Raw genomic sequence first — 21,781 nt, 5'->3', positions numbered from 1 at the left:
TATTTGAAACAAAATGCGTGTAAAAGTTTGATACTTTTACACGCATTTTTATGAATAATTACTATTTGCCAACTAATAGTGATGGATATTGTGTATACGATAAATCGCCTTTATAAGCAAACCAGTCTTTTATTTCCTTTATTGATTTATTGGCAATTTTTTTGTTCTGACCGTTTAGCTTTCGCGCCTCATTTTTAGTTTGAATTAGTGATGGCTTTTTACCTTCAAACTGTGAATTCATGACTTTTAACTCGGCTTTGATCAGTGGCTGTAAAGCTTTTCTCTTAGCATATATGTTATAAAGATCGCCGTTAAAGAAGGTAACCCAGCCTTGATTTTTGCCACTTTGATCAACTATGTGAGCGACTAATTCAACCCTACCGGTACCAAATTCAGTAATCTTAAATTTTATATTTTTATCTGCCATTTTCTTAACCCAACTTTTGTCAAACGGTTTAGAAGTATCATTGATGACATCATTAACTTCGTGATAAACAGTAGCATTCCTAGCTAATTTAAATACGTAGCCTTCTTTAGAAAACCGCTTAGCAGGCGTAACGGTCATACCTGGTTCGATTGTCTGACTAACTGCTGCTGGCTTAGCAGTATCAGTACTTTCTGCCTTGGCGACAGTTAAAGTGGCAGACGTTGTAAAAGAAAAAAGGACGACAGCAGAACATAAAACTGTTCTCAAATACTTGTGTTTCATTTTTTATCCTCTAAAAATAAACTATAATAATAATTTGTAACAAAATTGTAACTTTATTACATTTATATGTCAATGATAATTAATTATTTAACTATAAAAAGGAAAAGTTATCAATATTAATAAAAAAAAGTCTTGAAAGTTAAACACCTTTCAAGACTTATTTTGAAATCAATTCTTTAGCAACTATTTTTTTCTACTTCAATTTGAATGTTGTTAGTTAAACGTTTATTCATTTCTAAAACAAAAACAGGAATTAAACTACCAATCAAAACGACCAGCCAGCCCTGAACTGGTAACAAAGCCAAGTGCAAAAATTGTCGTAAACCTGGTAAGAGTGACAGTGATAAAACCAGTATTATACTTAGTAATAGTCCCCAATTAAGCATTTTATTGGATTTAAATGTTTGCAGTGTGATTGGTTGAGAATCCTTAATAGCGTAGATATCAATCATTGATCCCAGTGCTAATACTAGGAAGACCAGAGTCATCCCGACTTGTGGGTTATTAGTTGAAAGAATAAATCTGCCATAAGCATACATGCTCAAAGTTAAAATCGTGAAAGTAATCGCACGGATAATCATTCTTTGCATTAATCCACGGCCAAGAATGCTTTCATCATTACCTATTGGATTTTGGTCCATTATGTTTGGTTCACCAGGCTCTTTACTGATGAAGAATCCAGGTATTCCATCTGCAAGTACATTAATAATTAACAATTGTTCTGCTAAAAGTGGTGTACCCCAGCCTATAATTGTACTAATAACCATTAAGAAAATCTGCGCGAAATTGACACCAATTAAGAATTCAACAGCCTTAATAATATTTTGATAAACAGCTCTGCCTTCTGCCACAGCTTTAATAATCGTAGCAAAATTATCATCAGTCAAAATCATGTCTGCAGCTTCTTTTGCCACTTCTGTACCCGTTATGCCCATCGCAATGCCGACATCTGCTGCTTTAAGAGCCGGGGCATCATTAACACCATCGCCTGTCATGGCAACTGTTTTACCAAGATCTTGCCATGCTTGAACTATTCTGATTTTATCACTGGGAGAAACGCGAGCAAAAACTCTTATATCTTGAATACAGTCTTTCAATTCAGAATCTGTCATTTTTTGTAATTCCGACCCTGTAATTGCTTTTTGATCAGAATCTAAAATACCTATTTCTTTAGCTATTGCTTTGGCAGTTACAAGATGATCTCCAGTAATCATTACAGTCTTTATGCCAGCTTTTTTTGCTTTAGTAACAGCTCTGGATACCTCAGGGCGTGGCGGATCAATTAAGCCAATCATACCAGCGAGTTTTAAATTGGAATTGTTTTCAGTCCAGTCGGTCGGATCTGCGTTAGCAGCTATTACCTTATACCCAACTGCTAGTACTCTTAACGCATTTTTTGCAAAATCATCATGAGCCTTTTGACCAGATTTAGCTGGTTCTTTCTTATCTAAGTGTAGCCTGTCCCAAGCACCTTTAACGATTACTAATTGACGTCTATCAGTTAAGCGATGAACCGTCGTCATCATTTTTTTATTAGAATCAAAGGGGTCTTCTGCTATCCGAGGCGTTTCTTTTTCCAGTTCTTGCCTTGAACTGCCCTGCTCGTGTAACCAGTTTACAATCGCAACTTCAGTTGCATCGCCAACAACTTCTTCCGAGCCATCTTTTTCCATAATTTTGGCATTGTTAGCTAACCCTAGCATTTTCAATAAATTTTGGCCGGCTTTAGGTAAATCAGCCGCCTTCTTAATACCCGTTTCAGGTGTCCAATATTTAGTAATGGTCATTTTATTCTGAGTTAAAGTGCCAGTTTTGTCAGTGGCAATAACATCCACGTTGCCGATAGTCTCCACAGCACCGATTTGTCTGATAATCGCATTACGCTCAGCCATTTTTTTGACACCACGAGATAAACTAATTGTCACAATAATTGGCAAGGTTTCGGGAACAGCCGCAACAGCTAAAGAGAGTCCAATCATCAAGCTGTCCGCTAAAGTCTTATTCTGCATTCCCATGCTTAAAACAACTATTATCAGACCACCTAGACCAGCGAAAGCTGTCATCCATTTTGACAATTGATCCAGTTTGCCCTGCAGAGGAGTTGCTCTTTTTTGGGTTTTATTCAAAAGGTTGGCAATTTTACCAAGCTCTGTTGTCATCCCGATTGCTGAAACTTGAACTAAGGCTCTACCACCAACAACAGCTGTGCCAGAAAAAACGCGGTCATCGTCAGTTAAATCGCCTTTGAGACGATAACATCTTTTAGAAACGGGCAAACTTTCACCAGTTAAAATAGCTTCATCAACAGTTAGGTTAGTTTCTTCTAATACTACAGCATCTGCTGGCACCTGATCGCCCGTATTTAGATAGATTAAATCACCAGGCACCAATTCAGAAGCAGCTAAAGTGATATCTCGACCATTCCGTCGGCCTTTAGCTGTTGGCAAACTCATTGCCTTCAAAGCCGCCAGTGATTTTTCGGCTGAAGCTTCCTGATACAAGCCAATTACAACATTAATTATCAAAATCAGACTAATTACAATTGTTTTGGTCCAACCACCATTTTGAAAAACAGCCATATAAGTTGCTAATATTACCGCCAGCATAAGTACTAAAGACGAAATATCTTTTAGATGATGCCATATTTTCTTATACAGTGGAACTGCTTGATTTTCCAGCAACTCATTGGGGCCAAATTCACTGCGCTTTTTTTCTATCTCAGCATCAGTTAAACCGGACTCGGGGGTTAATTTGAATAGTAGTTCTGATTTTTGGGACATGCTATCTCCTCCATTATTCGATTAAGTTTATAATTAAGCTGTTTGAATAGAAAAGCCATATTTATCGTAATTAAGCCGATTTTATAAAAGCTAAACTTGATTAATGCAATAAAGATAATTTTTAAAAAAGCAGAAAGCCTCTGATAGTTATCCGAAGTTTTCTGCTTACATGATTATTAAAAAGTAATTGTTATTTAACAATGTTTTTTAAAAAATTATCTTTAGTTTAAAAATCCTATTTCTAAACTAAACATCCTCTTTCCCATAAAAGCTTATTATTAGTATACAGAAACTGGCAATTTTTGGCTATTTTTATGCTTATAGTGTTTGTACTATATGTTTTTAATAGCTTTTTTCTTTTGCAAAGTACTAATTAAAATTTAGATTTTGCCAAATATAATTTAAATATGTTTAGCACTAATTTAATTATGTAAAAAGTTAAAATATCTAGCTGAAAATAGTAAGATTTCTTGACCTTTGTGGTTCAAAAATTTTAAACCTGTTTTACTCTACTTCTGCTGTTACATCAGCTAAGGCTTCCAAACTATCTGCTACCTCACGCCAATTATTTTGGTAAGGTCCATATGCAGTATGAATCAAACTACCAACTGGTAGTGAAGGACACTCATTTTCTGCATTAGTTCCCCAATTTTGCCAACCTGATTGTGGTCTCTGAACAATTTGAAAAGCATTTGAGGCATGTTCAGTTTGCCAAACCATGGCCTGACCGGTTTGAGTATTAATTTCAGCACTCTTAGTTGCAGGCCCGGCAAAGACTGTCTGATCCTTAACTTCACTAACATTAACAGGATCAGCACTAAATAACCACGGACGATCATTCAACTCAGCTAATACAAAAGCTTTCTGACGCACATCATGTAAGTTAGTCTCTATCTCATCTTGAGACAAAGCATTTTCCCAAACAGAGAATAAGCGCCAATATAGGTCCCAATGAGCATTAGCCATATTGCTGGTAAGTTGTTTTCTAAAGTCTTCAAACCGATTACTCCGTTTTTGACCATCATGAACTAACTCTTGTACTTTATTTGCTAGTTGGCCAGAATATGGATCTCCTTCCCGATACCATACACCATCATAAGTGGCAAAGCGATCAAATACTAATTGTCCAATCCCGCTTTCAAATTCATCACCCACAGTGATTTTGTCGACAATTGATCGTTGATTAACTGTGGTTTGAAAATGATCTACATGGTAAACGCGCGAAAAGAATGGTACATCGTAGTAAAAAGACCAGTCCAAAGCAAAACGCTTTCCGTGTAATTCCGGTTTCAAACCATCTGGAATTCTGCCTGATAAACGATACTCTTTCATAACAGGACCATTTTCAATTGGTTTGATATCTACAATTAAATGTTCAGCTGGATTGATCAAACCATTATCAGGAGTGAAGAAGGGACCATAAAAGCCACCCATAGCATTATTTCCTGATGGCAACAAATCCCGTTTTTCATCCACGGCCATGAAATGTCGTAAACCCCATTTAGATGAACCTTCACCTTGAGCGGTACCACGACAGAGTTCGAAATCAAATTTACCAGTATTTAAATGTACATAAGCATCATTTTCTTTAGCTTGGGGTATCTCTTTGATACCTTTAACTTTGTCCTCCTCAATTTCGTGATCAAAAGATAGTTCTTCTTCAGGGCCAGAGAAATTGACAATAGCAACAAAATTATGATTTGGGTCATTATGTAACCTCTGTGCTACACAAGTCTTCCCAGAATTATTTTTAACAACCCAATAATTCCCTGTTATATCATCAGGAGCCGAAAACTTAACTGGAACAGGAATTTTAATCTTTTCTTGTGGATTAGTAATCTTAATTTTTACCATTTTTTTACCTCTCAAACTTTAACAAAATTATAGTGCAGTGAAAAAAGTGATTAATCCAAAAACAACTCCTGCAGCGTTGCAAGCAGCTAAAGGAATATCACGATCTTTTTTAAACAAGGCATAAATTACCCATAAAAATGTATTAATTGCCGTTGCTAATGGCTGAATAGGACTACCCTTAACGCCATGTAAATTGTTAATAATTTGCGGTATATAAGACACATACATTATGATAGCCGTTATAGAAGCAATCCATCCAAGAACTGTCATAGCTTTTTCTAATTTCATAATTTCATCTCCTATTAATCATCTTAGCATCATGTAATCGCTCTCTCCAGTATACATGTACATAGAGGAGACATATTTTTATATTTAATTATTAAAAAAAGCACAATCTGCCCGTTTTGTAAATCTTTGTGTAACTTGTATCATTTCCTATATGAAATATATAGATATAAAAATAGCCCTGAAAGCTATTTGGCGTTTAGGACTCAATTTGCTTATAACAGACAATGGGTATAAATTTTATTTAATAGTAATATTTCCTTCTGTTGAATCTGCCAGAAGGAAATTTTTCTTGGAATTATTTTTGATAAAGTTTTCATAAGGCTTTGAACCTTTGTACTTAATTGCTTTACCATCTGCTGTCAGCTGGCAACTCAGATTAGAGGCTTTTTTAATTAGTTTTAATTTAGTTCTTTCTTGAAAGGATTTAGCATAAATTGATAAAAATCTGTTATTCTTCAATCTTCTTAGAACAGGATAAATAGCGGACTCGAAAATACAAAAAGTTCATTTTAACTCGGTCAGTTATATCAAGGCTATAGAGAGTATTTTCCTTGATAAAAGTTAGAACTACTCCATCTAGTAGGCGACTTGGAATTGCCATTGCCATAATTATTTCCTCTAATATTATATTTTATATAAATTTGGAGAGCTTAATTGGAAAGCTTTCAAGCCATTACTAAAAGTTTTTATTTAGATTATGTTAATCAAGCTCGTTCTATTTCACTTTAATCTTTTGAACTCTTTAAAGTGTTTTTAAGAGTAAATTTTTATTGTATTATTAATAAAATTGAAGTTCATTAAGAAAGAAGATGAGCAATCTATGCTAATAAAACCCAAGCAATTACATGTAGGTGATAAAGTAGCAATTGTTAGTTTATCAGCTGGTACTCTAGGTGAGAGTTTTGCTTCCCATGAACTTAAACAAGGAGTTAAGCACATGAAACAACTTGGCTTAAATCCTGTATTTATGCAACATGCCCTTTCAGGTACTACTTATGTTAAAAGTCATCCAGCTGAACGTGCCGCCGATTTAAAAGCAGCATTTCTAGATCCAGAAATTAAAGGTGTTTTTGCTGCAATTGGTGGAGACGACACCTACAGAACTTTGCCCTATTTAATGGCAGATCAGGAATTTAAAAAAACTGTCCGTGATCATCCCAAGTTATTTAGTGGCTTCTCTGATACTACGAATAATCATCTAATGTTTTACAAAATGGGCTTGCAAACATTCTATGGACCGAGCTTTTTAACTGATTTTGCAGAACTGGCTAATGAACTTTTGCCTTATACAAAAAGGACTTTAATACATTACTTTGAAAATTTACCTGTTACTCTGATTCCTGCAAGTGAAAACTGGTATGAAGAAAGAACTGATTTCTCAATTAAGCAAGTTGGTAAGGAAAGAATAAGCCACAAAGACACTGGTTATGAAGTTTTACGTGGCCATGGAAAAGTTCGAGGCAGACTATGGGGTGGCTGCATCGATAGCCTTTATGATGATTTAACAACAAATCGATATTTAGACGAGTCATCAGTTATTAACCAGTATCAGCTTATACTCACACCGGAAGAAGCCAAAGATAAAATACTTTTTATAGAAACATGTGAAGAAAAACCGGCGCCTGAACTCTTTCGTCAAGAAGTAGCTAAATTAGCAGAAGTTGGCATTTTAGCAAATGTTCGCGCAATTTTAGTAGGCAAACCTCAAGATAAAAAGTACTTTGGAGAATACAAACAAATCTTGTTGGAAGAGACTGCTAAGTTCAATACACCAATTTTATATAATGTAAATATTGGCCACGCTTATCCAAGGACCGCTCTACCTTATGGTGCACTTACACAAATTAACTTTGAAAAACCAGAGATAAAAATTATGGAATCATGGTTTGCTTAGTCTGAAAAATTTTAAAAAAAGATTTGCCTTTTTTAAATCATGGTGTATTATATATGTATTACAGTGATACAAAGAAAGAAGGAAAATCTATGAGTTTACTTGAAACTCGTGGTGTAACTCGCACCTATGGCAAAGGTGCAACTAAGTTTGATGCCTTACGTGGAATAAATTTACAGATTAATAAAGGTGATTCGGTTGCTATCATTGGCAAAAGTGGTTCAGGCAAGTCTACCTTAATGCACATTTTGGCGCTCCTCGACCATCCTACTACTGGTAGTGTATGGTTAAATAATGAACCCACAAGTAAAATTAAAAATAAAGCATTATATAAGCTGCGCAATCAGACATTTGGCTTTGTTTTCCAACAGTTTTTCTTAAACGCTCAAGACAGTGTATTAGAAAATGTGATGCTTCCTCTAAAAATAGCTGGCATCACAGGCAGAGAACGCCGTGCAAAAGCTCTGGCAGCCATCAAGGCAGTTGGATTAGAAAGCAAAATCAAAAATAAAGCCAGTGCTTTATCAGGAGGACAAAAACAACGGGTCTGTATTGCGCGTGCCTTAGTCAATGATCCCCAAATCATTTTTGCAGATGAGCCCACAGGAAACTTGGATTCAGCTACTAGCGAAAATATTGAAAATATTTTATTTAAACTACATCAAGAAAAAAATATCACTTTAATAATTGTTACTCACGATCCTGATTTAGCAAAAAAGTGTGAACACCAGATTCAGATTAAAGATGGTCAAGTAGTAGGAGGAACACAGCAATGAGATTCCATGATATTCTTAACTCAGCGGCTACAAACTTATGGCACAATAAGGGGAGAACACTCCTAACCATTATTGCTGTTTTCATTGGCTCCTTAACTATTGCCATTACTATGGGTATTAATAATGGTGTTAATGATTATTTGAAAAAGCAGGTCGGCAATATTGGTAAAACTGAGCAAATGTCTATTTTGCCTGGGAGTTCCAGTCAAGATACGGATGAGCCTCAAAAATATAATACCAAGAAGAGCAGTCAAAACGCTGATGGTATGATGGACAAAAACGACATTAAAAAAATCAAATCAGTTAAAGGCTTAAAAGATTTTAAAGCGTTAAAGGACTGTGATGTTGACTATGTCCAAGGCCCTAATAAAACTAAATATCTTATAATTGCGCAAATAACGGAAGGAATCAATTATGATTTGGAAGTTGGTCACCAAGTTGCAACTAGCGGGGAAAAGGCACAGATTTTAATCACTAAACCCATGGTTAAATCTTATGGTTTCAAAAATGCACAAGATGCTCTGGGTAAAAAAGTAACTTTAGTGACAAAATCACCCATGACTAAGAAAAAAACAAAAATATCTGCTACTGTTGTCGGAGTTAGAAATGATAGTATAGTATCAAAAGGTTTTGCCATTTACAGCAATAACTTAGGACGAAAAATAGTTGCAGCCAACCAAAAAGGTCTTCCGCAAGCATTAAAAGATAAATATGTTAGTGTCATTGCTACCCCTATTAACAAGAGCGCCAGCAGCATTAATCAAGTTGAGGACAATTTGACTAAAAAAGGATATTCCGGTATGACTCTTAAGGAAGCCGTGAATGAACTTTTCCTAACATTCAATGCTGTCACTGGAGTTTTAATAGTTTTTGGAGCCATCGCATTGGTAGCTGCCAGCTTTGGAGTAATCAATACTCTGTACATGTCAGTGAGAGATCGTACAAAAGAAATTGGTCTTATGAAGGCATTAGGACTCAGCAAGGGTAAAGTATTTTCTATATTCAGCTGCGAAGCAATCTTAATTGGTTTGTTTGGTTCTTCATTGGGATTACTACTGGCAATGGGTTTAGGCAATGCCTTAAACAATTTTGCTGCTAAGTCATTCTTAAAAGGGCTGGATGGTTTTACCTTAATTCAGTTCAACTGGTCTAGCAGCTTACTAATTATTGGCATCATCTGTCTAATTACCTTTTTAGCAGGAACATTACCTGCCAAACGAGCAGCAAAACTAGATCCCATCACTGCTTTAAGATATGAATAAATAATTACAACTTTAAAAACGCCAGATAGTATCTGACGTTTTTTGCTTTTCTTTTATTCAAATAACTACACCTTATTAGATTTTTTACTTAATCAGCAACTATAATACTTTTGATTTTAGGTGCTACTAGTTTTTCCATCACTTTCATATCCACCGGCCTATAAGCAGTATCTATACACTCGTCCCAATATTCTAAATGCTTTTGATCAATATAACTTTCCGAATCTTCGACTGCATTTCCTCCTTCTCCTTGCATAGAATACCAATAAAAGTACGTATAACCATCCGCACATTCCTCTTTAAATACAGTCTCAATATACATTCTTTCTCCAGCCATTGTTGCCACAGTATCTTGATGATGTTTATTTAAAAAATCCATCCATTCCTGTGCTCTTAATTCTTTACCCTTTTTAATACGAAAACGTGTTAATTCAATTTTTGTCATAATCCTACCTTTGATAATTATTATAATAAATAATGCAATACACTAAGAATAAGTAAATAGCGCTTACTAAATCGTGAAGCGTTACGAACCTTCTTAAGATCTGGTTTAACTATATTTCAAAAGACTTTAATATCAGGTGCCTTCTCGCTTTTCTGAAACTAGTGCTTCAATAAGTTTCAACTAACTTCATCTAAATGGTATGAGATTCACTTCTAAAATATATGAATTGAGCTGAAAAATACTAAAAGTTCACACTACTCAATAACTTACTTTGGTAAACTTTTGTAGAATACTCCCAGTTAATTATTTCAATAGAACATAAATTAGAATGTCACTTGCTTAGGCAGCCAGTGTCTTTCTAAAAAGTTAGGAATAAAAAGCTTAATTATTTTACTTTCTTTACCTTCCGTTCTATTAAATCTGCAATTACAGCGGGAATAATTGCAATAAAAGCAGTTCCTCTTTCTCCCCAGATTAGTATCCCGACTGCGAGTACAATTGAAACTATTGCTAAAGCAACAGCTATTTGATGATATGATTTTTTACTCATAATAGTTCAAACTCCTAACTACTCAAATGTGTTGGAATATACTTTTGTTGAAATTATCATTGAAACGATTGATATTACTGCAATTAAGAAACAGCTTGTAACTATTAGCACGAAAGCATTAGTGTTACTTATCCAAGTGATGAACAACAGACCCAAAGTTGTTTTCTGCAAAATATAAACCCCTCCCATGATAAGGACTAAAACCAGTATATTTACAATCGTGCTTCCAAACGTACCTGAAGCATAAACTGCTGGGAGTATGAGTACTACATACATGATACCAATCAATAAGCCAACTATCGATATTATTATATGAATTTGCAGGCTAAATTGTTGGAAAATTAGAGCAGTGGCAATGCTTAAAATTAAAGTTATAAAGCTAATAAATACAATTAAAGAAATACAAAAAATATATCTGGCTAAAACTATATTTCTTTTGGGAATAGGAAAAACACCTACAAATCTGTTCCATCCACTTTCTTGGTCAGCAACCAATAGACCAGTGGGGATTGATGCTAAACCAATCGGCCCCATTATTGAGAGAAAAATCGTTCCAGACTCTCTACCAAAAATTGTCACCAAAAGTAGTACTAATATGATTAGCAATCTACTTTTCACACTTAGCTTATTTAGTATAAGTTGAAAATCCTTATAAAGAAGTCCTCTCATCTATCTTTACTCCTTTTACTAAAAATAGGAATATTTCCTCCAATGAAGCATAATCTATATAATCAACACTTTCTTGTGATACTTCAACTAGATATTGAACCATGTTATCTTGGTATAGTTTATATTTGATGTTCCTCAATGGAAGGTCTGTTATCTCTGTTTTAATTGCATAATGATTAAGCAACTCACCTTGACTACCCTTTAATAAAATATTGCCATTTTCCATAAAAATAAAATAGTTAGCAACTTGTTCTAAATCACTTAAGATATGTGAAGACAATAATACCGTCATTTGATTATTATTTACATACTCTTTTAACATAGATAAGATTTCTCTCCTTACAATGGGATCAAGCCCACTAGTTGCTTCATCAGCAATTAAGAGTCTAGGATGATGAGAAAGAGTGGCAGCAAAACTTAATTTAACAAGCATCCCTCTTGAAAAATTACTAATAGGCTTATTGGTAGGCAAATCAAACTCATCAATCAAATTGTGATAGAGTTTTTTATCCCAACTTGGATAAACATTTTCTAGCATTTTTTCAATTTGTTGAACAGAAAATGAGTTGGGAAAATAATTTTGCTCCAAAATTACACCTAAGTTAAGTTTTATCTGGTATTCATCTTTAGCATAATCCAAACCAAAAATTTTTACATTGCCTATTTCACTTTTTATTTGATTTAATAGTAAATTCAAAAAAGTTGACTTACCTGACCCATTTTTACCAATTAAACCAACAATACTACCTTCATTTATTTTTAAATTATTAATTTGTAGCTGAAAATTTTCATATCGCTTACTTAAATTTAGCACATCTATTACTGGTTTTGTGTCCATTTTTATACCTCACTATGATTGCAACATCATATATACAACGATTAAACTACTTAAAATTAAGTTTATCAAAGTCAGTAGCGCATATTGCTTTTTAAAGTAATGATGTGAATTGGGTTGGTGTAAATTTTGCTAAAAAATTATAAAAAAAACACTTCATGGTGTAAACCATGAAGTGCTTTAAACATTGATATAATCGTATTGATTAACGTTTACTAAATTGTGAAGCTTTACGAGCTTTCTTAAGACCTGGTTTCTTACGTTCAACCATTCTTGGATCACGAGTCAAGAAACCTGCTTTCTTTAATGGACCACGAAAATCAGGGTCTACTTCAAGAAGAGCACGTGCAATTCCTAGACGAATAGCTCCAGCTTGTCCCGAGAAACCACCACCATTTACGTTAACCTTAACGTCGTATTGATTTTCAGTTTCAGTCAAAGTCAATGGTTGCTTCAAATCCTTAACTAAGTTAGGAAATGGAATGTATTGATCAATATCTTTGTTATTAGCGGTAATCTTGCCGCTGCCTGGTACTAAACGAACACGCGCAACAGAATTCTTGCGCCGACCGGTACCTGCATATGCAACTTGTTGTGCCATTATTTAACCTCCTAGATTAATTTGTTAATGTCTAATTCTTCAGGCTTTTGTGCTTCATGCTTGTGATCAGCACCAGCATAAACATGCATCTTCATAAACTCTTGATGACCGAGAGTATTTTTAGGAAGCATACCCTTAACTGACAATTCAACTAATCTAACTGGATTATTAGCCAGCAAGTCTCCAGCTGGAGTGGCTTTTATACCACCACGGTAATCAGAGTGATGGTAATAAATCTTGTCAGTAGCTTTTTTACCCGTTAACTTTAGTTTAGCAGCATTAATAACAATGACGTTATCACCAGTGTCAACGTTTGGTGTATATTGAGGCTTATTCTTACCTCTTAAAATAGTTGCTACTGCAGTTGACAGACGACCTAAAGATACATCTGTTGCGTCAATAACATACCACTTACGTTCAATTTCATTAGGTTTCGCTAATTGTGTAGTACGCAATTTAATTTCCTCCGTTTATACGTTGTTTGAAAACAATAAGATTCCGGGGCCTATCGTGGACAAACATACTTAAATATAATAAGTCTTTTTAATTAAAAAGTCAATATTAATCCCTATCAAGCCTGTACTTTTCCGGTATATTTTCATAAAAAACATGGTACAAAAATAGTCCACTTGCTGGAGCAGTTTCTCTCACCTGTTCTCGATCCTTAGCAGATATTACCCGGGGAATATCATTTACAGGACGTTTCCCTCTGCCAATCTCTAATAACATAGCCACTAAAATACGGACCATATTATACAGGAACCCTGAACAAATAAAATCAAAGATAATTTCATTATTTCTTTGATCTTTTTGTATATTTACGTAATACATCGTACGCACTTTGTTTTTTATTTGGCCACCACTAGCAGCAAAGCTAGTGAAATCATGAGTGCCCAGCAAATCAGTAGCTGCTTTTTTCATTTTTTCTATATTAACTGGATAAGGATAGTGTCCTGTATAGAAACGTTTAAAGGGGTCAACAAACCTATCCAAACTAACACAGTACCGATACCACTTACCTTTTGCACTATATCGAACATGAAATTTTTCATCAACTACTGCGCATTTTTTAAATATAATATCTAATGGCATCATTGAATTCATTGCACAAATCATTCTTTCAGGTGGAATTTGTTTACCTGGATAATCAAAATGAATCACCTGACCTAGTGCGTGAACACCAGCATCTGTACGGCCTGAACCCTCGACAATCACTGTTTTGCCTTTTGTCATTTTATATAATGCAGTTTCAATTGTACCTTGCACAGTTCTTTGGTGTGGCTGGTACTGAAAGCCGTGAAATAGATGACCGTCATAAGCGACCGTCATTTTATATCTTGTTGTCATCAATGTGTCCTAAATACTAATAGAAGTCCTAATAATAAAATAAAATATCCCAAATTTATAAGGTCTACATTAGACCATTTTAAAACTCTAAATTTTGTTCTTCCCTTGTCACCGCGATATCCGCGAGACTCCATCGCAGTTGACAAATCAATTGCTGTTTCCAAAGAGTTAATAAACAGCGGCACTAAAAGTGGTGTGATTGCCTTTGCTCTAGTAACTAATCCACCGTTATTAAAATCTGCACCTCGCGAGCGCTGAGCATTCATTATTTTAAAAGTTTCATCAAATAGGGTAGGCACAAAGCGTAGTGCTATTGACATTACAAGTGCTATCTTATCTACTGGAACACGAATCAATTTAAGCGGTTTTAATAGCCATTCGATCGCATCAGCAATTTCAAGTGGCTTAGTTGTAACCGTCATTACTGTGGAGATTAAAATAATTACAGTAAAACGAATAAATATAAAAATTGCATTAGTGATCCCGTAACTTGATAAGGCAAAGATTGTCCAGCGCCAGTATACAGTTCCCCCAACAGTAAAAAATAGTTGTAAAAAAGAAGTGAACAAAATCAGCCAAATTAATGGCTTTACTCCATCCCAAAAGATTTTAGGCTTTAGCTTTGTAGCAGCAACTGCGACCAAGCTAAAGATAGTTACTATAACATATGAAATTGGATTATTAGCCAAAAAGACAAATAAAATAAAGAGAATAGTTGCGAGTAATTTCCCTCGAGGGTCCATTCTATAGACTATCGAATCACCAGCTACATAACGACCAATTAAGATTTTACTCACGCAATCACCCCTTTAAATTATCTTCTATTTCTTTTACTAAACTATTTATAGTTAATGGCATTTTTGTAAATTTATAATTAGTTAATTTAGCTGCAAACAAAGAAGCTTTAGGTTCTTCAAGATGATGCTCTTGCAACCACTTACGATTTTTAAAAATTTCTGTAGGTGTGTCTTGCCTAATAAGTTTACCCTGCTCCATAACTAAAACATTATCAGCATATTTAGCCACATCATCCATATTATGGGTAACTAAAATTACCGTATGCCCGTCTTTTTGGTAATCCGAAAAAAGTGCCATCATTTGTTTACGCGCTTCTGGATCAAGACCAGCTGCTGGTTCATCCAAACAAAGAATATCTGGTTCATATGCCATTACTCCAGCTATTGCCACTCTCCTCATTTGTCCACCAGAAAGTTCAAATGGTGACCTTTTGCCAATTTCTTCAGATAAACCCACTTTTTTTAGCCAATATTTAGCACTTTCAAGAGCTTTTTCATTGTCATAACCAAAATTTTTAGGACCAAAGGCAATATCATCCAAAATTGTATTTTCAAACAATTGCGTTTCAGGAAACTGAAAAACCAAACTTACATGTCTTCTTAAATCTTTTAAATTTTTATTTGTAGTTTCTGGTGTTATAGTTGTGCCAGCTATTTCTATTTTTCCTGTTGCAGGTTTAATAAGAGCATTAAAATGCTGCATAAGAGTCGATTTTCCACTCCCAGTATGTCCAATTATTGCATTAAAAGAACCATCTTTTAACTCAAATGAAACATTATCTAAACCCTTTTTTGCCATTGGAGTTTCGGGAGAATAAATGTAGCTTACATTTTTGAATTTAATTGACATAGATAATTAATCAACTCTTTTTCTGAATCTAAGTTATCAGGTAATTTTATTGCATCTTGCTGCAATTTTTCTTTAATTTGCTCAAAGAAAGGCACATCTAACCCTATGCTTTTAAGAAGACTAACCTGACTAAAAACTGTTTTAGTACTTCCTTGTGTAATTAATTTACCATCATTCATTACTAAAACTTGATCAGCCATATTAGCTTCATCAATATCATGAGTAATAGAAATTACAGTCAAGTCATACTTATCCTTCATATCTTGAACAATTGATAATATTTGATTTCTTCCTTCAGGATCAAGCATTGAAGTAGCTTCGTCTAACACAATTATTTTGGGTTTAATAGCTAATATACCAGCAATAGCCACTCTTTGCTTTTGACCACCGGATAAATTTGCAGGCTCAGAGTTGGCATATTCACTCATCCCCACAGCTTTAATTGCTTCTGGAACTATTTTAACCATTTCTGAATGAGGAATGCCGCGATTTTCTAAACCAAATGCAACATCATCAGCTACAGTTGCTCCAACAAATTGATTATCAGGATTCTGAAAGACAATACCTACTCTATCTCGAACTTCCCAAACTGTATCGTCGGTTAGTTTTATTCCATCCACTTCAATTGAAGGGCTACCACTTTCATCTGGTACTAGCAAACCATTAATTAAACGAATAATTGTTGATTTACCACTACCATTATGACCAATAATTGAAGTCCATGAACCCCGTTTTACATTGAAACTAATGTTATCTATAGCGGGAGCGTCTGACTCTGGATAGGAAAAACTTACATTTTTTATTTTAATGATATTATCGTTTGCCATACTCTCACCGTCCTAAAAGTCTGATTCAATTGTACCAAAAATATGGAGAATTCTGAATACTGATTAGTACCTTTGTAGATCAAAATTAATAGTTTAATTACCTGATTAAATTTAACTTGTTCTGAATTGATTTTTAAAAATTATCTTACTGTTTTAATGCTTAGGCAAAATTAAAAGAACAAAAAAAATCACCCATGAGGAGGGATAACGTAATTATCTAAGCTAGACTAAACTTTCGTCATCATCTTAACGCTTATTCTCACTCTCACGGATAATTCTTAATAGCTATTAAGTTGGTTATTTGAATTAAACTAATTCTAAAATAACCATTGGAGCTGCATCACCCTTACGGGCTGTAGCAAGCTTCATAATTCTGGTGTATCCACCGTTTCTATCTTTGTAACGAGGTGCAATATCGCTAAAAAGCTTTTGCAAAGCTGATTTAACAACTACTGCATCCTTTTCTTCATGAATATCTGCAACTTCATCACGAACAAAAGCAGCTGCTCTTCTTCTTGCAGCCAAATCTCCACGTTTGCCTAAAGTAATCATCTTTTCGGCGGTTTTGCGAACTTCTTTGGCACGAGCTTCAGTAGTAGTAATGCGTTCCTTCATGATTAATTGAGTAGTCATTTCTCTCAGCATTGCTTTTCTATGTGCACTGTCGCGACCCAATTTACGGTATGCCATCAGTTTACCTCCTTTATTTCTTTAATTAATCTTCTTGACGTAATGATAGTCCCAAGTCAGCTAATTTATTTTTAACTTCTTCCAACGATTTACGTCCTAAATTACGTACACGCATCATATCTGCTTCTGTTTTATCAGTCAATTCTTGCAGCGTATTAATACCGGCACGTTTAAGACAATTGTATGAACGAACAGAAAGATCAAGCTCTTCAATTGTCATTTCAAGCTTCTTCTCAGCTGTATCGTCTTCTTTTTCAACCATTACATCATTGAATTTAGTATTTGCATCAGCAGTTTCAAACACTTTAAAGTGTGCAACTAATATTTTGGCTGCGAAACTGAGGGCATCGTTAGGCTTGATTGAACCATCTGTCCAAATCTCTAAAGTGAGCTTGTCAAAATCGTCTCTTTTACCAACACGAGTTGATTCAACTTGATAGTTAACCTTCTTTATTGGAGAAAATAAAGAATCAACCGGAATAACTCCAATTGGCATATCTTCACTCTTATTGTCACTTGCTGCAACGTAGCCACGGCCATTTTTGACAGCAATCTGCATATGCAGATGACCACCATCAGCAATAGTACAAATATATTGATCAGGATTTAGGATTTGAATATCTGCGTCAGCTTTAAGATCATCGGCGGTTACAGTAGCCGGACCCTCTACGTCAATTTCAATAATTTTTTGTTCATCTGAAAAAGACTTTAATTCAAGTTTCTTAAGGTTCAGGATTATCTTAGCGACATCTTCTCTTACGCCTGGAACGGTTGAGAATTCGTGTAAGACATCATCTATTTGAACGTAAACAAGTCCTGTACCTGGGATAGATGTCAGTAAAACTCTACGTAATGAGTTACCTAAAGTAGTACCAAAGCCTCGTTCAAGTGGTTCAATAACAAATTTACCATAAGACTTCTCTTGGTCTACTACGGTAATATTTGGTTTTTCAAATTCAATCATTACTAGGCCCCTTTCAAAACGCAATGTCCTTCATTAAGAACAAAATTAAACACGACGACGTTTTGGTGGTCTAGAACCATTATGAGGAACTGGTGTAACATCGCGAATAGCGGTGATTTCAAGTCCAGTCGCTTGTAGTGATCTAATAGCAGATTCACGACCAGCACCAGGACCTTTAACAGAAACTTCTACATGTTTCATGCCTTGATCCATTGCGCTCTTAGCTGCTGCTTCGGCTGCCATTTGTGCAGCAAATGGTGTAGACTTACGGCTACCTTTAAAGCCTAATGCACCAGCTGAAGACCAGGCAATTGCATTGCCTTGAACGTCAGTAATCATGACTAAAGTATTGTTAAACGTAGAATGAATATGAGCAACGCCTTTTTCAACGTGCTTCTTCACACGACGTTTACGTGCTGTTTTAGGCATCAATAAACCTCCTTAAAATTTTTATTTATTTTTCTTGCTACCCTTACGTGTACGGGCATTATTCTTAGTATTTTGACCGCGAACCGGAAGTCCTCTACGGTGGCGAATACCACGATAAGAACCAATATCAATTAACCGCTTGATGTTCATACTTACTTCTCTACGTAAGTCACCTTCAACGCGGTATTTATCAACTTCTGCACGAAGCTTTTCTTGGTCATCTGGAGTCAAATCTTTTGAACGTATGTCTTCAGAAACACCAGCATCCGCACAAATCTTTTGTGCTGTTGGTTCACCAATTCCGTAAATATATGTTAATGCAACAACTATTCTTTTATCTCTTGGTAAGTCAACACCAGCAATACGTGCCATAAATTGCACCTCCTATTATTTTAACCTTGACGTTGCTTGTGCTTTGGATTTGCAGAGCAAATAACCATTACACGACCATTTCTCTTAATTATCTTACAATGTTCACACATTGGTTTAACAGATGGTCTAACCTTCATGTTTCCCTCCGTTATTACTTTATAAATCGATAAGTTATTCTACCTTTAGTCAAATCATAAGGAGAAAGTTCCACAGTAACACGGTCTCCAGGTAAAATCCGGATATAGTGCATCCTAATCTTACCGGAAACATGTGCTAAAATCACAGCTCCATTTTCCAATTCAACTTTAAACATAGCATTAGGTAGGGTATCAACAACCTTACCTTTTACTTCTATGACATCATCTTTTGCCAAAGCCGTTCCTCCGCATTTAAACAGTCATACTTTGAAATTATAACACGGAAAAGTAAATATACAAATTATTGCTTTTTACTTAAAACCGCATCAACATTCTTAAATACTTCTTCAGGTGTCTGTTCACCATCTACAACAGTTAACAAACCTTTTTTCTGGTAAAAGTCTTTCAGCGGTGCATTCATCTTTTCATTTACTTCCAAACGATTTTGTACTACTTCAGGTTTGTCATCTTCACGTTGGTAAAAGTCATGGCTACCACAACGATCACAAGTATCCTTAACTTTAGGCATTTTTGTAATCTTGTTATATGTTGCACCGCACTTTTTACACATAAAGCGTGCTGATAAACGCCTTATCAAAGTTTCTTCTTTAACTTCAAGTGAAATTACATTTGTTAATTGCTTGTTCATGCGCATAGCAATATCTTCAAAAAGCTCTGCTTGAACAATTGTTCTCGGAAAGCCATCTAAAATATAACCTTCATTAATATCTGACTGACCTAAGCGCTCTTCAACTAATTTAGCAGTAACTTCATCTGGTACCAAATCACCTTTATCAATGTAACTTTTAGCTTCAAGACCAACTTTAGTCTCATTAGCCATTGCTTCTCTAAACATATCCCCAGTTGAAATATGAGTTAGATGATATTTATCGACAATTTGTTCTGATACCGTACCTTTGCCAGCACCAGGCAAACCTAAAAGAAATATATTAATCATTTATCCATTCCTATCTGATGAATCCAACGTATTCTCTCTTCATTAACAATCCGTTAATTTGACGAGATAGTTCTAAGACGACACCAATAACAATTAAAAGGCTAGTACCGCCTAATCCAATTGAACTTGGTAAATCCCAAAAATTAGTAGCAAGCTGTGGCAATAATGCTACTAGACCTAAAAATACAGATCCTACAGTTGATAACCTAATTAGTACCTTTGATACATAATCTTGTGTATCTTTACCGGGCCAAACACTCGGAATGTACGCACCTTGTTTCTGCAAGTTCTTAGCCAGCTTCTCAGGATTAACCTGAACAAAAGCGTAAAAGAATGTAAACAAGATAATTAAAACAGTATAGATTATGACTCCAGGGGTAGTTTGCATACTAAATATGTTGGTCATTATTTTATACCATTGCTGGTCGCCTTGAGATTTCTGAAAGGCCATCAAAATTGTTGCTGGTGTAATAATGAATGAACTAGCAAATATGACTGGAATAACTCCAGAGACATTAACCTTTAATGGCAAAAAACTTTCAGAGCCACTAATAGTTGCTCGTCTTGTGTATTGTATTGGAATTCGACGATCTGCCTGTTCTACCCATGTAACTAATTGGGTTACAATAAGTATTGCAATGATAATCGCGATGAAGAACAAAATCCCTTGCCAACGATCACTAGCATTATTATTGATAACTCCATCTTTATAAAGTTGCCAAAGGCCACGAGGTAGCCGAGCTATAATACCAGCAAAAATAATTACTGAAACTCCATTACCTAAACCTTTATCAGTAATTTCATCACCAAGCCAAGTTAAAAGCATCGTTCCAGCCGTCATTATTATTGCAATTTCGCCATAAGACTGCCAATTTTGTGACTTAACTAGGCCCATTTGTGTTAATGCATTGAAACCAAGCGTAATTCCTAAACTCTGAATAAATGCCACAAACAAAGCAAGCCAACGAGTTACATTATTAGTCTTACGTCGTCCAACTTCACCTTGTTTGCCCCACTCTACTAATGTAGGAACAATATCCATCTGCAATAACTGAATAACAATTTGTGCAGTTATATAAGGTGAAACACCTAGTGAGAAAATTGAATAATTATCTAGTCCCCCACCAGAAACTGTATCCAGCATAGGAACTAAACCAGTTTGTGCAACTTGAGTAATCGCTTTTGCGTTGACACCTGGAACAGTAATATTCGCTCCAATTCGGTATATCAAAAGAATAAAGAGTGTAAAATAAATTTTATTTCTTATTTCTTTATCCTTAAAGGCGTTCTTCAAGGTCGAAAACATTAGATCACCTCAACAGATCCGCCTGCTTCTTCAACTGCTTTTTTAGCAGTGGCGGAAACTTTGTTAACCTTTACGTTTAACTTGACTTTTAACTCACCATTTGCAAGCAATTTAACGCCTGATAATTCCTTCTTTACCAAACCTTTTTCTTTAAGACCAGCAACTGTAACTTCGCTGCCATCCTCAAACTTGTTTAAGTCATCTAAGTTAATGATTGCATACTCTTTACGATTAACGTTCTTAAATCCGCGTTTTGGCATGGTTCTAAATAATGGCATTTGACCACCTTCAAAACCTAGACGAGTATGACCACCTTGGCGAGACAACTGTCCCTTTTGGCCACGGCCAGAAGTTTTTCCAAAACCACTTGAAGTACCACGACCAACACGTTTTCTTGTATTGCGTGAACCTTCAGCAGCATGTAATTCATGAAGCTTCATTAAT

The 21,781-nt window shown here is 35.2% G+C and carries 27 protein-coding genes; 3 read left to right on the top strand and 24 right to left on the bottom strand.

Translation table 11 applies throughout. From position 1 onward, the window contains the following. Positions 1-61 precede the first annotated feature (61 nt). The 5 genes from AAA926_RS07365 to AAA926_RS07345 all read right to left on the bottom strand — a co-directional run bounded on the left by AAA926_RS07365 (position 62) and on the right by AAA926_RS07345 (position 6,090). Positions 62-709, bottom strand: coding sequence for a hypothetical protein (locus AAA926_RS07365; protein ID WP_198181045.1), 648 nt, complete (start codon positions 707-709; stop codon positions 62-64). Positions 710-885: 176 nt separating this feature from the next. Then, on the bottom strand, positions 886-3,489 hold the full coding sequence (locus tag AAA926_RS07360; protein ID WP_338212237.1) for a cation-translocating P-type ATPase: 2,604 nt from the start codon (positions 3,487-3,489) through the stop codon (positions 886-888). Positions 3,490-3,993: 504 nt separating this feature from the next. Continuing rightward, a complete protein-coding gene (locus AAA926_RS07355) occupies positions 3,994-5,343 on the bottom strand; it encodes a hypothetical protein (protein ID WP_338212236.1) in 1,350 nt (449 codons plus the stop codon). Between the two features lie 27 nt (positions 5,344-5,370). After that, positions 5,371-5,631: a SemiSWEET family transporter gene (locus AAA926_RS07350; RefSeq protein WP_034980382.1), complete on the bottom strand. Its 261-nt coding sequence runs from the start codon at positions 5,629-5,631 to the stop codon at positions 5,371-5,373. Between the two features lie 237 nt (positions 5,632-5,868). Next, positions 5,869-6,090, bottom strand: a complete 222-nt coding sequence (locus AAA926_RS07345; RefSeq protein WP_338212235.1) for a hypothetical protein — start codon at positions 6,088-6,090, stop codon at positions 5,869-5,871. Between the two features lie 361 nt (positions 6,091-6,451). On the opposite strand from AAA926_RS07345, the gene AAA926_RS07340 reads away from it, so the two are divergent. The 3 genes from AAA926_RS07340 to AAA926_RS07330 all read left to right on the top strand — a co-directional run bounded on the left by AAA926_RS07340 (position 6,452) and on the right by AAA926_RS07330 (position 9,560). Further along, positions 6,452-7,525, top strand: a complete 1,074-nt coding sequence (locus AAA926_RS07340) for a S66 family peptidase (protein WP_338212234.1) — start codon at positions 6,452-6,454, stop codon at positions 7,523-7,525. An 89-nt stretch (positions 7,526-7,614) separates the two neighbouring features. Further along, on the top strand, positions 7,615-8,298 hold the full coding sequence (locus tag AAA926_RS07335; RefSeq protein ID WP_338212233.1) for an ABC transporter ATP-binding protein: 684 nt from the start codon (positions 7,615-7,617) through the stop codon (positions 8,296-8,298). Continuing rightward, positions 8,295-9,560, top strand: a complete 1,266-nt coding sequence (locus AAA926_RS07330) for an ABC transporter permease (protein WP_338212232.1) — start codon at positions 8,295-8,297, stop codon at positions 9,558-9,560. The genes AAA926_RS07335 and AAA926_RS07330 overlap by 4 nt, the downstream gene beginning before the upstream one ends. An 88-nt stretch (positions 9,561-9,648) precedes the next feature. Here the strand turns inward: AAA926_RS07330 and AAA926_RS07325 are convergent, their stop codons facing one another. The 19 genes from AAA926_RS07325 to rplO all read right to left on the bottom strand — a co-directional run bounded on the left by AAA926_RS07325 (position 9,649) and on the right by rplO (position 21,777). Continuing rightward, entirely contained in the window at positions 9,649-10,005 is a 357-nt protein-coding gene (locus AAA926_RS07325) for a DUF6176 family protein (RefSeq protein ID WP_198181053.1), read from the bottom strand. Positions 10,006-10,390: 385 nt separating this feature from the next. Next, the gene (locus AAA926_RS07320) at positions 10,391-10,555 is read right to left on the bottom strand and encodes a hypothetical protein (RefSeq protein WP_338212231.1); all 165 of its coding nucleotides are present in this window, start codon (positions 10,553-10,555) and stop codon (positions 10,391-10,393) included. 18 nt (positions 10,556-10,573) lie between these two features. Further along, positions 10,574-11,224: an ABC-2 transporter permease gene (locus AAA926_RS07315; protein ID WP_338212230.1), complete on the bottom strand. Its 651-nt coding sequence runs from the start codon at positions 11,222-11,224 to the stop codon at positions 10,574-10,576. Beyond that, positions 11,205-12,062: an ABC transporter ATP-binding protein gene (locus tag AAA926_RS07310; RefSeq protein WP_338212229.1), complete on the bottom strand. Its 858-nt coding sequence runs from the start codon at positions 12,060-12,062 to the stop codon at positions 11,205-11,207. The genes AAA926_RS07315 and AAA926_RS07310 overlap by 20 nt, the downstream gene beginning before the upstream one ends. A 202-nt stretch (positions 12,063-12,264) precedes the next feature. Further along, positions 12,265-12,660 carry a 30S ribosomal protein S9 gene (rpsI, locus tag AAA926_RS07305; RefSeq protein ID WP_034980394.1) on the bottom strand — a complete coding sequence of 132 codons (396 nt, stop codon included), beginning with the start codon at positions 12,658-12,660 and terminating at the stop codon, positions 12,265-12,267. Between the two features lie 11 nt (positions 12,661-12,671). After that, positions 12,672-13,115 carry a 50S ribosomal protein L13 gene (rplM, locus tag AAA926_RS07300; protein ID WP_034980395.1) on the bottom strand — a complete coding sequence of 148 codons (444 nt, stop codon included), beginning with the start codon at positions 13,113-13,115 and terminating at the stop codon, positions 12,672-12,674. 106 nt (positions 13,116-13,221) lie between these two features. Next, positions 13,222-14,007 (bottom strand): tRNA pseudouridine(38-40) synthase TruA, encoded by a 786-nt coding sequence (gene truA, locus AAA926_RS07295; RefSeq protein WP_338212228.1) that lies wholly within the window; start codon positions 14,005-14,007, stop codon positions 13,222-13,224. After that, entirely contained in the window at positions 14,007-14,804 is a 798-nt protein-coding gene (locus AAA926_RS07290; protein ID WP_338212227.1) for an energy-coupling factor transporter transmembrane component T family protein, read from the bottom strand. The genes truA and AAA926_RS07290 overlap by 1 nt, the downstream gene beginning before the upstream one ends. Positions 14,805-14,808: 4 nt before the next feature. Beyond that, a complete protein-coding gene (locus tag AAA926_RS07285) occupies positions 14,809-15,654 on the bottom strand; it encodes an energy-coupling factor transporter ATPase (protein ID WP_338212226.1) in 846 nt (281 codons plus the stop codon). Next, on the bottom strand, positions 15,630-16,481 hold the full coding sequence (locus AAA926_RS07280; RefSeq protein WP_338212225.1) for an energy-coupling factor ABC transporter ATP-binding protein: 852 nt from the start codon (positions 16,479-16,481) through the stop codon (positions 15,630-15,632). Before AAA926_RS07280 ends, AAA926_RS07285 begins: the two co-directional genes overlap by 25 nt. Before the next feature lie 306 nt (positions 16,482-16,787). After that, positions 16,788-17,171, bottom strand: coding sequence for a 50S ribosomal protein L17 (rplQ, locus tag AAA926_RS07275; RefSeq protein ID WP_034980401.1), 384 nt, complete (start codon positions 17,169-17,171; stop codon positions 16,788-16,790). 25 nt (positions 17,172-17,196) lie between these two features. Beyond that, positions 17,197-18,135 carry a DNA-directed RNA polymerase subunit alpha gene (locus AAA926_RS07270; RefSeq protein WP_034980402.1) on the bottom strand — a complete coding sequence of 313 codons (939 nt, stop codon included), beginning with the start codon at positions 18,133-18,135 and terminating at the stop codon, positions 17,197-17,199. Between the two features lie 45 nt (positions 18,136-18,180). Then, positions 18,181-18,564 carry a 30S ribosomal protein S11 gene (gene rpsK / locus AAA926_RS07265; RefSeq protein ID WP_034980403.1) on the bottom strand — a complete coding sequence of 128 codons (384 nt, stop codon included), beginning with the start codon at positions 18,562-18,564 and terminating at the stop codon, positions 18,181-18,183. A gap of 21 nt (positions 18,565-18,585) precedes the next feature. After that, a complete protein-coding gene (gene rpsM / locus AAA926_RS07260) occupies positions 18,586-18,936 on the bottom strand; it encodes a 30S ribosomal protein S13 (RefSeq protein ID WP_034980405.1) in 351 nt (116 codons plus the stop codon). Between the two features lie 20 nt (positions 18,937-18,956). Further along, positions 18,957-19,073, bottom strand: a complete 117-nt coding sequence (gene rpmJ, locus AAA926_RS07255) for a 50S ribosomal protein L36 (RefSeq protein WP_006729432.1) — start codon at positions 19,071-19,073, stop codon at positions 18,957-18,959. A gap of 14 nt (positions 19,074-19,087) precedes the next feature. Next, a complete protein-coding gene (gene infA, locus AAA926_RS07250) occupies positions 19,088-19,309 on the bottom strand; it encodes a translation initiation factor IF-1 (protein WP_034980408.1) in 222 nt (73 codons plus the stop codon). 65 nt (positions 19,310-19,374) lie between these two features. Continuing rightward, entirely contained in the window at positions 19,375-20,031 is a 657-nt protein-coding gene (locus AAA926_RS07245; RefSeq protein WP_198181060.1) for an adenylate kinase, read from the bottom strand. Positions 20,032-20,041: 10 nt separating this feature from the next. Then, complete coding sequence (secY, locus tag AAA926_RS07240; protein ID WP_198181061.1) at positions 20,042-21,337, bottom strand: preprotein translocase subunit SecY; 1,296 nt, start codon at positions 21,335-21,337, stop codon at positions 20,042-20,044. Further along, on the bottom strand, positions 21,337-21,777 hold the full coding sequence (gene rplO, locus AAA926_RS07235; protein WP_198181062.1) for a 50S ribosomal protein L15: 441 nt from the start codon (positions 21,775-21,777) through the stop codon (positions 21,337-21,339). Before rplO ends, secY begins: the two co-directional genes overlap by 1 nt. Between the last annotated feature and the right edge of the window lie 4 nt (positions 21,778-21,781).

The organism is Lactobacillus juensis (genome assembly GCF_036246285.1).
Lineage (GTDB): Bacteria > Bacillota > Bacilli > Lactobacillales > Lactobacillaceae > Lactobacillus > Lactobacillus juensis.
The sequence above is the reverse complement of the archived record's forward strand: the minus strand, read 5'-3'. Positions and strand labels throughout refer to the sequence as shown.